We start from the raw sequence: 15,020 nt of genomic DNA, 5'->3' as shown, positions 1-15,020 counted from the left end.
GACAGAATTATGAAAAATTGAGAGTGTAAACAAATGCCCTTTCCAGAAAACCCAGACAGGAAGCCCAGCCTACCTGAAGTTCACCGCACCATTAGGATTCCTAACACTAAAAGCATTTGGCGCAAGATGCTGGCTTATGGAGGGCCAGGATATCTTGTATCTGTAGGGTATATGGACCCTGGTAACTGGGCGACTGACTTAGCTGGCGGGGCTAAATTTGGTTATGCGTTGCTAACGGTGATTATGCTTTCCAACTTGATGGCGATTTTAATGCAATCGTTGTGTGTGCGGTTGGGAGTAGGAACAGGACGAGATTTAGCACAGGCTTGTCGAGATCACTTTAGCCCGCGTGTCAACATTGGGTTATGGGTACTTTGTGAGATAGCGATCGCTGCTTGTGACTTAGCGGAAGTTTTGGGAAGTGCGATCGCGCTGCAACTACTTTTTGGCATTCCCTTGAGTTGGGGCGTGTGTATAACAGCCCTAGATGTATTTGTATTGTTACTGCTACAAAACAAAAGCTTTCGCTATACAGAAGCTTTGGTAATCTTGTTGGTAGCAACTGTAGGTATTTGTTTTGCAGCAGAAATCATCTTTTCGCATCCTGATTTGGGAGGAGTTTTATTAGGATATATTCCCAAAATAGAAATTGTGCAGAACCCAGAAATGCTCTACATTGCTATTGGCATTTTGGGGGCAACAGTTATGCCGCACAACTTATATCTGCACTCATCAATCGTGCAAACACGCGATTGGGAATCAACATCTGAAAAAAAATGGGAAGCTATTAAGTTTAGTACAATCGATTCCACAGTTGCTTTATGTTTCGCCTTGTTTATCAACTCAGCAATTTTGATTATTGCTGCTGCCACATTTCATTTTTCTGGTTATCAGGATGTTGCAGAAATTCAAGATGCTTATAAATTGCTTTCTCCCTTATTGGGTGTGAATGCCGCCAGCGCAATTTTTGGTTTAGCGTTACTTGCTTCCGGGCAAAGTTCAACTCTTACCGCCACCTTAGCAGGACAAATTGTCATGGAAGGCTTTTTGAATCTGCGTCTGAAACCTTGGTTACGTAGGTTATCAACTAGATTAATTGCGATTATCCCCGCATTAATTTCAATTACGCTTTTAGGAGAAAAAAGTACAGGTGGCTTACTAATTTTCAGCCAAGTTATTTTAAGTTTACAGCTATCATTTGCCGTAGTCCCGTTGGTGATGTTTACAAGTAATAAATCCTTAATGGGTGAATTTGTCAATCCTTGGTGGTTGCAGATTTTATCCTGGTTAGTAGCAATTGTTATCGGCAGTTTAAATGCTTGGCTGTTATTGCAAACTATTTCAAGCTGGCTGTTTTCGAGTCCTAGTTAGAATGTTTATCTACAGCTACCACTCCAACTTCTCTGTGCAGCGCTGCGTCTACGCAGACTTTAACCAGGTAAGTAGATCACATTAAAACGCTCAGGACATGGGGAAAAGTCGCGGTTCTGGGTATTATGTTTATTTATACCCACCTAGATTTGCAATCAAACTGTGTAGATATGGAACTTTCTTGGGTAAGCAAGTGTCAAACTAGCTATTCTCAGTAAAAATTCACTTGAAGTTTGAAAGTGAATCGAATACCCTAAGCTAGTAGACAGTTTTCTCAAGGAATCTATGAACAGAAAAATTATCCTGAATTTGCTTTCGACTTCCTCAATTTTTGTGTCTATGATGTCTACGCTGGCAGTATTTCATCCTGCCCATGCTAGTACTAACATTACTCAGCGATTAATGCACACAAAAGATGGTCGTACCTGTATCACTAACCCACATGGGCAAAAAGATTTTGTGTGCATTCGAGATTCAGAGAGAATACATCCGTATACTTCTACACGTTCCTCAACCATTGTTACATCAGTATCAAATCAGAATGTTGCCATGTTGAATTTTACTGAGGAGGAAAGCGATGCTGCAATTAAGTTATTTAATTGTGACTGTCCATTGTGTATAAATTCTTTGCGTCAGTTGCGCGGTACTGGAAACTTAGTGTACTAAGATTGAACAAGGCTGATAGCAACTAGAACTTCTGTTAGATACACATGATTAATCACGTATAGAAGATATACGATACCAAAAAAGCATTTTTGACTACGTACCACTACTATTATTTGGCAAATGTAAATTCATTGTTGGGGCGGTTTGTAGCACTACTCCAAACCCCTCAAATTAATCTTGACGAAGAAGACGCACAGACAGAAAAAGACGCAAACAAATAATCATCAATAGAGGATAATTTTCTTTCCTGTCCTGACTCCCCACTCCCTAGTTACGATTTTGGGCCATTGGGCGACATTTGTGGCAATATGGAAAGAAGTTGAAAAGTTCGCTGTTGCCGTTGGGAACTTCAAAGGGTGTTTTTCCTGGCCACGCCGAACTTTGGACAAGAGGATCAGAAGTATTTTGTGGCTTCTCCCTACAGGTTGATAAATTGAAGTCACCAAAGCAGATGGTGATGTTTATCCACCAGCCTCTACTCTCGGAATCTATGCTTGGCGGCTTCTATTGTACCATTTCGCTTCACTACCACTAGCTTTATCTGCCCATTAGGAACTAGATCAAGGTCTTCGTAGCCGCAGTTTTGAATTTTAAGCAAATATTCTGGCGAAAGAAAGTTATTATCGTCTGAATGTTTAGAATTAACTGCGAAAAGATATACATACTCCCACCTTGACTATTAAATGAATTCAGAAAACCCAGAAACTTACATAAACCATCCAACTTGGGGTTTACTCTACAAAATCTCTATGGTTGATGAGAACCAGGATTTGTTTACCACACTTTATGCCCAGCGCTTATTTTTTTTGGTCGCAAATGACATTAAAGGTGTTAAATTCCAGTCTCTAGGACGTACTGAGGCTAGAATGATGTTAGAAAATCGCTTACGTACTCTGCGGCGCAGTGGACAATCTCAGGAGTACGATCAGCTTCAGAGTGTTTTCCAACGCACCTTCCAATGAGCAGTTCGATTTCCGAACGTATTGTTTCCATTCGCTCCTCACTGCCAACTTCAGTCCGATTGATTGCTGTTAGCAAGCAAGTTTCTGCCCAGGCCATTCGGTCTGCATACTCCGCAGGAATTCGTGATTTTGGGGAGAGTCGTATCCAAGAAGCCGCCAGCAAACAAGCCCAGTTGCAAGACTTACCGGATATTACCTGGCACTTTATTGGACATTTACAAAGCAATAAAGCCAAAAAAGCCATCGAACAATTCCCTTGGATTCACTCCGTGGATAATTTGAAGCTGGCACAGCGCTTAGATGAATTGGCGCAACAGCTAGGAGTGAGTCCCCAGGTTTGCCTGCAAGTGAAAATTCTCCCCGATCCCCACAAGTCTGGTTGGAGTGTACCAGAACTGTTGGCTGATTTACCGACGCTCAATCAATACAAAAATTTACAAATTCAAGGTTTGATGACAATTCCGCCTTCAGGATTAAATGATTCCGAAATTTTAAGTGTGTTTAATCTTAATCGTGATCTGGCAAAAGAAATTCAGGAGCAAAACTGGCCGCAGATTAAAATGCAGCAGCTGTCTATGGGTATGTCAGGCGACTACGAACTGGCAGTGCAAGCAGGGGCGACGATGGTACGATTAGGAACCATATTGTTTGGCGATCGCTCTTAGGGACTGACAAAAAATACTCAACTACTGGTTGTGGGGTGGGCGCTTTTGCATTGGTGTCAACTTAACGTAGAAGTTAGGTAAGGCATGCTTTCGAGGTTTCACCCTCACCCCCAGCCCCTCTCCCAATTTTGGGAGAGGGGAGCAAATTCTTTAGTTCCCCGAATCCCAACTTGGGATTCGGGGTTAGGGGATGAGGGCAAAACGCCTTCTCAAAGCAGATTTTTTCTGAAGTTGACACCAATGGCTTTCTGTCCCACCCCACAAGATTGGGTAATTTATTTGTTAGAAGTCCCTTAGAGGATATTTGTCAAGTCTAATTTATGACTGCCGAGCGACTAGACGGCGAACGTGGATTAGCAAGCCCTTGGGCTTAGATGTTACCAAAAATACTTTGAAAAGATCGCACTTAGCGTGTTATTCATCAACCTTGCAGGTGAGTATTAATAGAAGCTGAGAATTTGATCACAAGAATTTTGTCAGAGACTGGTGCAATTGGAAACAAAGGATATAGTATTGACAAGAGTAATCGCCAAGGGAAAATGGGGTATAAACAACTTTCCTTCGGACAAACCTTAGGATATAATTTTGACCCCTTATGATGTTTAGGCGATGCACAGACCTTTCTAATAAGTGTCAGTTCATCGCCAAAACCCGTAGTAGAGGCTACAAATAGCAATAGATTTGCTGAAGTATCCACCGATGTAGCGATCGCTCCTAACTCAATCAATCTTAAGCCAAGTCAATACAGGCTATTCGCATCAGGAGAGTACACACACAATGAACAATATCTTTTCCAAACTCAGAGACTTTGTGGGTCTAAATGAGCAAGTGGAATACGAGTATTACGAAGAAGAACCAGAAACAGATAAGAATTACCAAAATCTGTATCAACAAGAAAATCCCCAACCAGCAGCACAAGAAAGCACAGCCGCTCAAAATCGACGCTGGCGGGAACCAGTGCCTACAATGGAAGATGATATAACAGCAGGTTCAAAGCCAATGGGGAATGTGATTGGTATGCCAGGAGCAAGTAACGGAATTTCGGAAGTTTTAGTACTCGAACCACGCACTTTTGAAGAAATGCCTCAGGCAATTCAAGCATTGCGAGAACGTAAGTCAGTAGTATTAAATCTGACAATCATGGACCCAGATCAAGCTCAACGAGCAGTAGATTTTGTCGCCGGTGGTACTTACGCACTAGATGGACATCAAGAGCGCATTGGTGAGAGCATCTTTTTGTTTACGCCAAGCTGTGTGCAAGTTAGCACTCAAGGTGGCGTTCTTTATGAAGTACCACAACCGCCAGCACGTCCCTCTCGTCCGACAGGTTCTTCAAATCAAACCTGGGGCAACGAAACTAACCGAATGGCACAATAACAATTCAAAATTCAAAATTCAGGCATTCAAAATTGTTCGCGTGGTCACTGATCAGTTCGACAGGCTCACTGTGTCACCTTGCCGAAGTGCAGCGTCTGGTAGAGAAAAGAGTTTCAGTCGGGGTTTAAATCCCCGTCTGAAACTAAAGCTACGTGTAGCAAGTGGCGTTAGTCATCTCACGCCACTTGCGACAACGGGGGAAACCCAACGCAGTGGCTCGCTTTGGGAGAAGGGGTTTTAAAGCCTTTAATTTACATATAAAGTTAAATTAGTTGTTAGTCCTTTGTCATTTGTCCTGGGTTTTGAGAATAATGACAAAGGACAAATGACGAATGACGAATGACTAATGACTATAAAATTTGGTTTAATTGGTGGTGGGGTAATGGGAGAAGCGCTCTTATCCCGGTTAATCGCGCGTGGAATTTATCAATCATCAGAAGTCATAGTTAGCGAACCGCTATCTTCACGCCTAGATTTTTTCAAACAGCAATACGATGTTGCGGTGACGACAGATAATATCCAGGTTTTCACTCAAGCAAAAGAGGTTGTATTTTTGGCAGTGAAACCCCAGGTGTTTAGCGCGATCGCTCAAGAACTAGCAGATATTGATATTATTAATACAGAACACTCACCCCTAATCATTTCCATTTTGGCGGGTGTACCTTTAAGTAAGCTAGAAGCTGCATTTGTGCGATTACCAGTTATTAGAGCAATGCCCAACACCCCAGCAACCGTGGGAGCCGGAATTACTGCGATTTGTTCAGGTGCCTACACCAGCCCCAAGCATCACCAAATAGCACAGCAAGTTTTTTCAGCTGTGGGCGAAGTTGTGGAAGTATCAGAAGCGCTGATGGATGCAGTCACAGGGCTATCTGGTAGCGGACCGGCTTACGTGGCGCTGTTAGTAGAAGCACTTGCTGATGGCGGAGTCGCCGCAGGTTTACCTAGAGTAATTGCCAATCAACTAGCCTTGCAAACCGTATTGGGAACAGCGAAATTGTTGCAGGAAACGAAACTGCACCCAGCAGAACTTAAAGATCGCGTTACCAGTCCCGGTGGTACAACGATTGCGGGGATTGCCAAGCTAGAACAGGCAGGATTTCGTTCAGCTTTAATTGAAGCAGTAAAAGCTGCCACAGAGCGATCGCAAGAGCTGGGAAAATAAATAAAGAGTCATTAGTCATTAGTCATTGGTCATTTGCAAAAGACTAATGACTAATGACGAAGTTGACAAAAGACTCGTTAATATAGTAAAAAATCTGGTTGCAAATGTAATTGAGTGAATTATCCTGCGCCGTCTCCAGAACTTGACTTAGAATCTATATTTCCCTTTGAACTGGATCAGTTTCAAAAAGAAGCGATCGCGTCCCTAAACGCCGGACGCTCTGTAGTCGTATGTGCCCCCACAGGTTCGGGCAAAACATTAGTCGGGGAATACGCCATTTATCGCGCCCTAGCACGAGGAAAACGTGTATTTTACACTACTCCCCTGAAGGCACTGTCAAATCAAAAATTACGTGACTTTCGAGAAAAATTCGGTTTTGATCAAGTCGGACTGTTAACTGGAGATGCTTCCATTCACCGGGATGCACCGATTTTGGTGATGACTACCGAAATTTTCCGAAATATGCTCTATGGCACACCCATCGGGCAAATCGGCATATCATTAGTAGACGTGGAAGCCGTGATCCTTGATGAGTGCCACTACATGAATGATCGCCAACGGGGGACAGTTTGGGAAGAATCAATCATCTATTGTCCGCGTGAAGTGCAACTGGCAGCCCTTTCCGCAACCGTTGCCAACAGCGATCAACTCACCGATTGGCTAAATCGAGTTCACGGGCCAACTGACCTGATTTACTCTGATTTTCGTCCAGTCCCCTTGGAATTTCACTTTTGCAATCCCAAAGGGTTATTTCCCCTACTGAATGATAGCAAAACCAAAATTAACCCCCGCCTTCAGAAGAAAAAGGCGAGAGGGGCAGAAAGAGAGAGGGGGAGAAGTGGTAGACCTGAAGCTCCTGGAATCATTTTTACTTTGAGCCAGTTAGAGCAACGGGATATGTTACCAGCGATTTACTTTATCTTCAGCCGCCGGGGATGTGATAAAGCGGTGGCGGAAGTCGGTGATTTATGGCTGGTAAATAGTGAAGAGTCCCAAATTTTACGAGAACAGATTGATGACTTTTTAGCCCGCAATCCCGATGCCGGGCGTGCTGGACAAATTGCACCTCTGTACCGGGGAATTGCAGCCCACCACGCCGGGATTTTGCCAGCCTGGAAAGCCCTGGTTGAAGAACTATTTCAGCAAGGGCTGATTAAAGTAGTATTCGCTACTGAGACGCTGGCGGCGGGAATTAATATGCCCGCCCGGACAACGGTAATTTCCACCCTTTCCAAACGGACTGACAATGGACACCGCCTATTAAACGCTTCCGAATTTTTGCAAATGGCGGGACGAGCCGGCCGCCGAGGGATGGATAAACAAGGTCATGTGGTGACAGTCCAAACTCCCTTTGAAGGAGCCAAAGAAGCGGCGTATTTGGGCACATCCAAGCCAGACCCCCTAGTAAGCCAGTTTACGCCCAGTTATGGTATGGTACTCAATTTGCTGCAAACGCACACCCTAGAGCAGACTAGGGAACTGATAGAGCGCAGCTTTGGGCAGTACATGGCAACCTTGCATTTAAGACCAGAATACGATGAGATTGCCGAACTACAAACACAATTAGCTCAACTTCAGGAGCAAATCGCCGCAGTTGATGAAAATGAACTGGCTGTTTATGAGAAATTACGGCAACGCCTGAAAGTGGAACGCCAGATATTCAAAACCCTGCAAGAGCAAGCGCTCTCAGATCGACAAGAAGAATTGGTGATGATGTTGGGCTTTGCAGTGTCAGGAACTCTGTTGAGTCTCAAAGGCAAAAATATCACTGTGTCTTCACCCGTCACCGCAGTATTAGTGGAAAAATCGCCTGGTTCTGGTCAAGCTCCTTACTTGGTATGCTTGGGACATGATAATCGCTGGTATGTAGCAACCACAGGGGATGTAGTCGATTTGTATGCCGAACTGCCGCGAGTTGAGGTGCCACCTGATGTACTACCACCGCCAGAGATGCCTTTGAAACCAGGACAATCCCGCCGTGGCAATGAAGAAACATTTGCGATCGCAGCACGTATTCCTGATCCGGTAGAATCTTTGAATCTGGCACCAGAAGTAGCAGAACAACTCAGTCGGCTTACCGCCGTCCAAGAACAATTAGAAGCTCATCCCCTACATGAATCAGGCAATGCGGCAACGCTTTTTAAGCGCCGCGCCCGCTATGTGGAACTAGAAGCCGAACTTGAACAGTTACAAGGGCAAGTAGAGCAACACTCACAACGTCATTGGGAAGAGTTTCTGAATTTAATCTCAATTCTGCAACACTTTGGGGGTTTGGATAACTTAGTCCCCACAGTATTAGGGCGAATCGCTGCTGCCATTCGAGGTGAAAATGAGTTGTGGCTAGGTTTAGTATTCGCTAGTGGTGAATTGAGCAACTTAGATCCGCAGCATTTAGCAGCAGCAGCAGCAGCTTTGGTGATGGAAACGCCCCGTCCAGATAGCAAGGTTAACTTTGAGCTGAGTAATGAAGTGGCAGAAGCCTTGAAAAAATTGCAGGGAATTCGCCGCCAAATGTTCCAACTACAACGGCGCTATAATGTAGCGTTGCCTATATGGTTGGAGTTTGAGTTAATTGCGATCGTGGAACAATGGGCGCTAGGAATGGAGTGGACAGAACTCTGCGAAAACACCACTTTAGATGAAGGCGATGTGGTGAGAATTTTACGGCGGACGTTGGATTTATTATCGCAAATACCCCACGTTCCGCATTTGCCAGACTCTTTCCAACGCAATGCTTATCGGGCGATGCAGCTGATTGATCGATTCCCTGTGAATGAGGTAGTGGAATGAACAGGACACTCTTAGGGACTTTGAAATAAAAAAATACTCACAGGACTTATTGTGGAGTGGGCATCTTGCCCGCCTTTGGCTACGGGCGGGCAAGATGCCCACCCCACAAGATTGGATAATTTAATTTCATTTGTGGGAAATTTTTTACGCGCTTACACAGGGACCACAGAGAGTATTTGATTATTCACACCTGAGTTCCCATCGCTAGGCGTATTCCCCAGAATAAGATTAAAGCTGCGATCGCTAGCCAGTCACGTCCTTTTAATCGTAAGTCGTGCCATTGGACTTGATGCTCATTGGGACTGGTAAAACCTCGCACCATCATTGCATTCGCCATTTGATCAGCTCGTAAGAGCAGATTTTCTAACAATCTCTCTGCGACTGTCATCCAAACCTTGAATCCTCCTTTTAATCCTAGCTTTTTCCAATTAATTGCCCTTGTCATCACAGAGCGAAATAAATTTTGCACTTCTTCTAAAACTAGGGGAATAAAGCGCAAGGATAAGGTTAAAGTTAAAGTAATTTCTGTGACAGGCAAGTTGAAGCGTCGCAGGGGTTGCATTAAGCTTTCTATGCCAGATGTGATTTCTTCTGCTGCGGTTGTGAGCAGATATAGGTTTGTGCTATAAATCACAGTAAATATAAGTGTACTCAGGCGTACTGCTAAACTTAAGGAGTAGCGAGTCACTTTGACTGGGCCTTTGTGAAATAGCACGTAGCTGTATTTTTTTTGATCGCCTACTTGCTCTTGAACAAGATTATTGGCGTTTGATGGCTGAGTTAATATTTGTTCATTAGCTGGCAGGCGTGGCTGATAATCTATACCCATTCCATCAGGACTGATAGCTGCGATCGCTAAGACAAAAAACGATAGCATTAATAGCCAGCCCATTTGCTGCCGCCATACTCTTCGAGGAATTCTCGCAATCAAGGTGGCAATAATTAATAATACCACCAGCAGCACCCGCCAAAAGTTATTGGCCAAAACATAGCTTGTTAAAAAGCTCATTAACCAGGCGAACTTGACTCGCGGATCAATTTTATGCAGCCAAGTTTGGGGTTGTTCTAAATAAAGTCCAAGTGGCAGCGATCGCAATAAATCCATTATTTTAGAGTTATAAGTTAGGAGTTAGCAGTTTTGACTTTAACTCATAACTCCTGTACAGACGCGATTAATCGCGTCTCTAACTTATTTTGACGCGAGTTGCTCTATTGACATTACCACTTTCGGCATCACGGACTTTTTTACTCCGCCACAGTAAAATCATTGGCGTGCCTTTAAATCCTAGCTGTTGCCGGAATTGGCGTTCAATGTAACGGCGGTAGTTGTCGTTGAAGCGTTTGGAATCATTCACAAATAAAGCGATCGTTGGTGGTTGGCTACTTACTTGTGTACCATAATAAATCTTGCCCTGACGCCCACCACGCGATGCTGGCGGTGAATGCCAACTAACGGCATCTGTTAATACTTCATTAATTACTGATGTGCTGACACGGCGTTTGTGTGATTCCGCCGCCGTTTTCACCAATTCGAGAATCTTTTCTACTCGTTGTCCTGACAAGGCACTCACAAAAATTGTTTCTGCCCATTCCGTAAAATGTAACCGTGATTGCAGAGTTTTTTCGTAGTCGTAGATTGTGTAAGAGTCTTTTTCGACAGCATCCCACTTATTAACAACGATGATGCAAGCTCGACCTTCCTCGATAATCCGCCCAGCTAATTTTTGGTCTTGCTCAGTAACTCCATCTACGGCATCTATTACTAATAAAACCACATCAGCGCGGCGAATCGCTTTGAAAGCACGGTTAATACTAAAGAATTCTGTGCCGTATTCGATGTGTTTCTTTTTGCGAATACCGGCGGTGTCAATCAAACGGTAGGTTTGTCCGTCTCGTTCAATGACGGTATCAATAGCATCGCGGGTTGTGCCAGAAATGGGGCTGACAATTGCCCTCTCTTCCCCGACAAAAGAATTGAGTAAACTCGATTTGCCGACATTTGGGCGTCCCACAATTGCTACTTTGATTTCATTAGTTTCTGGAATGTCTTCAACAGCAGGTATGTGATTAATTAACTCGTCGAGTAACTCTCCTGTGCCACTACCATGAATTGCGGAAATGGCGTAAGGTTCGCCCAATCCCAATTCCCAAAATTCCGCAGCTTGGATTAAGCCTTGTTCTGGGGATTCACATTTATTTACAGCTAGTAGCACAGGTACGGGTTGTTGGCGCATCCATTCGGCGATTTCTAAATCTGCCGATGTGGGGCCTGTTTGACCATCGACGACAAAAATAGCGCCACAGGATTCTGCAAGGGCTGTCATTGCCTGTTGGCGAATCAGTGGTAAAAATTCGGTATCATCATTAAAGACTAGACCACCAGTGTCTACTACTAAAAATTCCCGACCATTCCAGAAAGCTGGTAGATAAGTGCGATCGCGTGTCACTCCCGGTTCATCATGGACAATCGCCGTTTGTTCCCCGGCGAGTCGATTAACCAGGGTGGATTTGCCCACATTTGGGCGTCCGATAATTGCAACAATTGGCAGTGCCATAAAACCAGGGTGAGTGAGAGGTGTAGTATATCACGTCCTTACATTTTACTCACTTTAAACTTGAAGTTTTAATAATTTCACAATCATCTGCAAAGATGCCTACGACAGGCTGTTGGGTGACACCCAGTTTTGAAACGTAGCCACAAGTCTTTAGGCTAGAATGTTGCAAAAAAATTGTAGGTTGGGGAGCCACTGCGCTGCGCGGGTTTCCCGCGTTGTAGCAAGTGGCGTTGGAGGCTTTGCGTAACCCAACATCCTGATAATCAGTTGGGTTGCGCTCCGCTCCACCCAACCTACCTACTACTATTCGTAACTACGTATATAACAGACTTGACAAAAGTTCAAGCGTCACAGTTAGTCCTGCTTTAGGCGACCCTTATTACGAGTGGTATGTTACTGGACAATAATGAATGTGTTCTTTTAATTAATTGATAAGAAGATCATGAAAAAAGCTTTAGGTACCGTATGGCACTATAATTCCAGGTGAAACTCCAACAAAGAACCCTTAAGATAATTTGTAATTGATAATTTGTAATTGAATTATTTGGGAATTTAGATCCCAACTTTCTTCTAGATCACCGGGAAAGACAATTAGGCGCTCGCTATACTTTTAAAAATAAAAAAGGTAGGAAATCCTACCTTTTACCCAAAAAAAGCATTTTGTAACCAAATACCAATTTAAATATCGCACAAGCTTTTGACAAATCTATTGCAAAACTATGACGAGTGTATGACACTTAAGGATTTTCAAATAAAAAAATACTCAACTACTACTTGTGGGGCGGACATCTCGCCCGCCTGTAGCCAAAGGCGGACAAGATACCCACCCCACAAAATGGGATAATTTATTTGCTGGAAATCCCTTAATTCGTAATTGACTTTGCGATTACTCCCAGTTGCAACCCAGGCGGATAACTAGCTTCTTCTTTAATCCGCTTAATTTCAGCATCCGTTATTCGCAAATTTAACTTTTGTGCCAACGATCGCACAATATCTCCCCGATCAATTATCCCAGCTACAGCGCCAGCCGGAGAAAGTACGGTAATTCGAGGTAACTGCTGATTTTCCAGCTTGTTTATTACCTCAGCGATCAATGTTGATTCCGTAACGGTAGGTATTTCTGTCAAGGGATGCACAATGCTGTGTAAAGTTTCGGTTTCCCATTGATTCCTTTGAGTTAAACGAAAATCGTCAATGGAAACTAGACCCCGATAACGTCCATCAGAAGCAGCAAAATAAACCTGCGAGGGAGCGGTTTCCAACAGGTAGAAATCGGCAAAGGAGCGCAATGTCTGGTCAGCATCAATTACCCGAAAGTCACGGGTCATTGTATCAGCCGCCGTTACCTTGAGTAGACTTTCTTGCAATGTAGTCATGCTGTCATAGCTGTTGGCGTTGCGGACAGCAAACCAACCTAACAGCGCCATCCACAAACCAACTACTAACTCTCTGGTCAAGAAATCTACAACAAATCCGGAAGCGATCGCACCATAACCCAAAATTTGCCCCGCCTTTGCAGCCCAGTGTACAGCTTGAAAGCGATTACCTGTTATTTGCCATAGTGCTGCTTTTAACACTTGCCCTCCATCTAGAGGTAAGCCGGGAATCATGTTAAATAGAGCCACCACCAAGTTAATTCTCGCCAAATCTCCAACCATAACACTGACTGGACTCGTATCCGGGATCACAGTAGATCCCAGTTGGAGCAGAAAAAATAGGATGATACTCACCAAAGGCCCAGCGATCGCTACTTGAAAGGCTTTGGCTGGAGTTTTAGATTCTTCTTCAATAGCAGCAATCCCGCCAAACATAAATAGGGTAATTGAATTAACTCTAATGCCTTGCGATCGGGCTACCAAGCTATGACCCAATTCATGTAACAACACCGAACCAAACAGCAGCAGTGCCATAACTATTCCAGCACTCCAAGCTATAACATTCCCCCATTCTTGATAAGCTACCCCAAAGTTGAGAGTTGCCAACCCTAAAATCACAAACCACAACGGGTCTAAAAATAGGGGAATTCCAAATAAAGACCCAATTTTCCAATTTGTTTGCATTACATTGTCCTAAAACTAGATATCGCCAGTACTTTTTATACTGAGATACTACACATAATCCTATACACATTTATATTGGGCATCAATTCGGTACCACCGAGTCACAAAATGCTCTTATTTCTAGAATAGACAATTAATGCCTGTGAGCAAAACTCTCCAGAGTGGGAAGCAAACGAGGGGGCGCAGTGACGCAAAGAAAGTATTTGATAATTTTTTCGCGTCACTGTTTCCCAGCGTCTTCTTGAGTAGTCAGAGGGAAAAATCAGATTTAGGAGTTTTGTATTGATTACGACATTACAACTAACGCCTTTGTCATTGCAAAACTACAAACGACCAATGTTAGTCAGTCCTAAAACGATGCCAACGCCGATAATGTGACCGAAAGCCATCGCCGCGACGAATGTTGGAATACTGATCGGCAGGATAGGGAACTTGGGACCAACTAGGGGTTTTTCAATCCTAGTACTTAGCAAAACGACTACTAAGCTGCTGAGGCTGATGATCAGCGCCACTGTGGGATTCCACGCAGGGGTTGCAGGAACGGATGCAGGTACTGCTAGCAAAATAGATGAAATCAAGTTTTTGTCTCCTGAATGGAAAAGTTAATCTAGACCTACAAGATTATAAAATTAGAAAGCCCAAAAGTTTTTGAGATAGTTTAGACTTTTCTAATAATTATTTTAAATGTGTCAGATTTCCATGCGCGTTAAGATTTGCGGCATCACTCAACCACAGCAGTCTATAGCGATCACCTCTCTGGGCGCAACTGCACTAGGATTTATTTGTGTACCAACCTCACCTCGCTATATGACTACATCCCAAATTCGGGCAGCAGTGGCAGAACTCCCGGCAAATATTGACACAATTGGTGTTTTTGCCAACGCTAATATTCCGGAAATCAGTCAGATAGTTGTTGATTCGGGGTTGACTGGTGTCCAGTTGCACGGTGATGAATCACCAGATTTTTGCTACCAATTACATCAAGCTTTACCCAATATCGAAATTATCAAAGCCCTGAGAATTGGTAGTTTTGAGCATCTTGACACAGCGATCGCTTACACAAAATACGTGGATGCTTTACTACTTGACGCTTATCATCCGCAACAACTTGGTGGTACAGGCAAAACCTTAGATTGGAGAATGCTAGAGCAATTTTACCCCAATTGCCCTTGGTTTTTAGCTGGAGGATTAACAGCAGATAATATTGTAGAAGCTTTAAATCAGGTTAGTCCTAGCGGCATTGATTTATCTAGTGGTGTGGAACGTTCACCTGGAGATAAGGATTTAGATAAGGTAGCACTCCTATTTCACAGTCTAAAGAACATTGAGTTACTTAGAAGCAACTGCACAGGCGGCACTGCCACCCGCTATGAATGAAAGAAACTATTTTGAGGCGACTAATGAACGGG

Annotated in this window: 12 protein-coding genes; 8 read left to right on the top strand and 4 right to left on the bottom strand. The window is 43.7% G+C overall.

Annotated features, from left to right (window positions below):
• Positions 1-33: 33 nt before the first annotated feature.
• From HWQ38_RS07190 to HWQ38_RS07160, 7 genes are all read left to right on the top strand, one after another.
• The gene (locus tag HWQ38_RS07190; protein ID WP_292791696.1) at positions 34-1,371 is read left to right on the top strand and encodes an Nramp family divalent metal transporter; all 1,338 of its coding nucleotides are present in this window, start codon (positions 34-36) and stop codon (positions 1,369-1,371) included.
• A gap of 285 nt (positions 1,372-1,656) precedes the next feature.
• Complete coding sequence (locus HWQ38_RS07185) at positions 1,657-2,037, top strand: hypothetical protein (RefSeq protein ID WP_292791693.1); 381 nt, start codon at positions 1,657-1,659, stop codon at positions 2,035-2,037.
• 683 nt (positions 2,038-2,720) lie between these two features.
• Positions 2,721-2,999: a transcriptional coactivator PipX gene (pipX, locus tag HWQ38_RS07180; protein WP_292791690.1), complete on the top strand. Its 279-nt coding sequence runs from the start codon at positions 2,721-2,723 to the stop codon at positions 2,997-2,999.
• Positions 2,996-3,664, top strand: coding sequence for a YggS family pyridoxal phosphate-dependent enzyme (locus HWQ38_RS07175; RefSeq protein WP_292791687.1), 669 nt, complete (start codon positions 2,996-2,998; stop codon positions 3,662-3,664). The genes pipX and HWQ38_RS07175 overlap by 4 nt, the downstream gene beginning before the upstream one ends.
• 777 nt (positions 3,665-4,441) lie before the next feature.
• Positions 4,442-5,041 (top strand): cell division protein SepF, encoded by a 600-nt coding sequence (locus HWQ38_RS07170; RefSeq protein ID WP_292791684.1) that lies wholly within the window; start codon positions 4,442-4,444, stop codon positions 5,039-5,041.
• A gap of 346 nt (positions 5,042-5,387) precedes the next feature.
• Positions 5,388-6,206, top strand: coding sequence for a pyrroline-5-carboxylate reductase (gene proC, locus HWQ38_RS07165; RefSeq protein WP_292791681.1), 819 nt, complete (start codon positions 5,388-5,390; stop codon positions 6,204-6,206).
• 114 nt (positions 6,207-6,320) lie between these two features.
• Positions 6,321-8,996 (top strand): RNA helicase, encoded by a 2,676-nt coding sequence (locus HWQ38_RS07160; RefSeq protein ID WP_292791678.1) that lies wholly within the window; start codon positions 6,321-6,323, stop codon positions 8,994-8,996.
• A gap of 184 nt (positions 8,997-9,180) precedes the next feature.
• Here HWQ38_RS07160 and HWQ38_RS07155 read toward each other — a convergent pair whose 3' ends face one another.
• From HWQ38_RS07155 to psaK, 4 genes are all read right to left on the bottom strand, one after another.
• Entirely contained in the window at positions 9,181-10,101 is a 921-nt protein-coding gene (locus HWQ38_RS07155; protein ID WP_292791676.1) for an energy-coupling factor transporter transmembrane protein EcfT, read from the bottom strand.
• A 79-nt stretch (positions 10,102-10,180) separates the two neighbouring features.
• Entirely contained in the window at positions 10,181-11,551 is a 1,371-nt protein-coding gene (gene der / locus HWQ38_RS07150; protein WP_292791673.1) for a ribosome biogenesis GTPase Der, read from the bottom strand.
• An 863-nt stretch (positions 11,552-12,414) separates the two neighbouring features.
• Complete coding sequence (locus HWQ38_RS07145; RefSeq protein WP_292791670.1) at positions 12,415-13,611, bottom strand: site-2 protease family protein; 1,197 nt, start codon at positions 13,609-13,611, stop codon at positions 12,415-12,417.
• Between the two features lie 323 nt (positions 13,612-13,934).
• Positions 13,935-14,189, bottom strand: a complete 255-nt coding sequence (psaK, locus tag HWQ38_RS07140) for a photosystem I reaction center subunit PsaK (protein ID WP_292791667.1) — start codon at positions 14,187-14,189, stop codon at positions 13,935-13,937.
• A 121-nt stretch (positions 14,190-14,310) separates the two neighbouring features.
• Here psaK and HWQ38_RS07135 point away from each other — a divergent pair, with 121 nt between their 5' ends.
• On the top strand, positions 14,311-14,988 hold the full coding sequence (locus HWQ38_RS07135) for a phosphoribosylanthranilate isomerase (RefSeq protein ID WP_292791664.1): 678 nt from the start codon (positions 14,311-14,313) through the stop codon (positions 14,986-14,988).
• Positions 14,989-15,020: the final 32 nt, after the last annotated feature.

It is taken from the genome of Nostoc sp. NMS7 (assembly GCF_017115085.1).
Lineage (GTDB): Bacteria > Cyanobacteriota > Cyanobacteriia > Cyanobacteriales > Nostocaceae > Nostoc.
This window is presented reverse-complemented; position numbering and strand designations above follow the sequence as displayed.

Coding starts and splice junctions, on each gene's coding strand:
- HWQ38_RS07145 (WP_292791670.1), bottom strand. CDS start 13,611: ATGCAAACAAATTGGAAAATTGGGTCTTTATTTGGAATTCCCCTATTT.
- HWQ38_RS07155 (WP_292791676.1), bottom strand. CDS start 10,101: ATGGATTTATTGCGATCGCTGCCACTTGGACTTTATTTAGAACAACCC.
- der (WP_292791673.1), bottom strand. CDS start 11,551: ATGGCACTGCCAATTGTTGCAATTATCGGACGCCCAAATGTGGGCAAA.
- HWQ38_RS07170 (WP_292791684.1), top strand. CDS start 4,442: ATGAACAATATCTTTTCCAAACTCAGAGACTTTGTGGGTCTAAATGAG.
- HWQ38_RS07175 (WP_292791687.1), top strand. CDS start 2,996: ATGAGCAGTTCGATTTCCGAACGTATTGTTTCCATTCGCTCCTCACTG.
- HWQ38_RS07190 (WP_292791696.1), top strand. CDS start 34: ATGCCCTTTCCAGAAAACCCAGACAGGAAGCCCAGCCTACCTGAAGTT.
- pipX (WP_292791690.1), top strand. CDS start 2,721: ATGAATTCAGAAAACCCAGAAACTTACATAAACCATCCAACTTGGGGT.
- HWQ38_RS07185 (WP_292791693.1), top strand. CDS start 1,657: ATGAACAGAAAAATTATCCTGAATTTGCTTTCGACTTCCTCAATTTTT.
- proC (WP_292791681.1), top strand. CDS start 5,388: ATGACTATAAAATTTGGTTTAATTGGTGGTGGGGTAATGGGAGAAGCG.
- HWQ38_RS07135 (WP_292791664.1), top strand. CDS start 14,311: ATGCGCGTTAAGATTTGCGGCATCACTCAACCACAGCAGTCTATAGCG.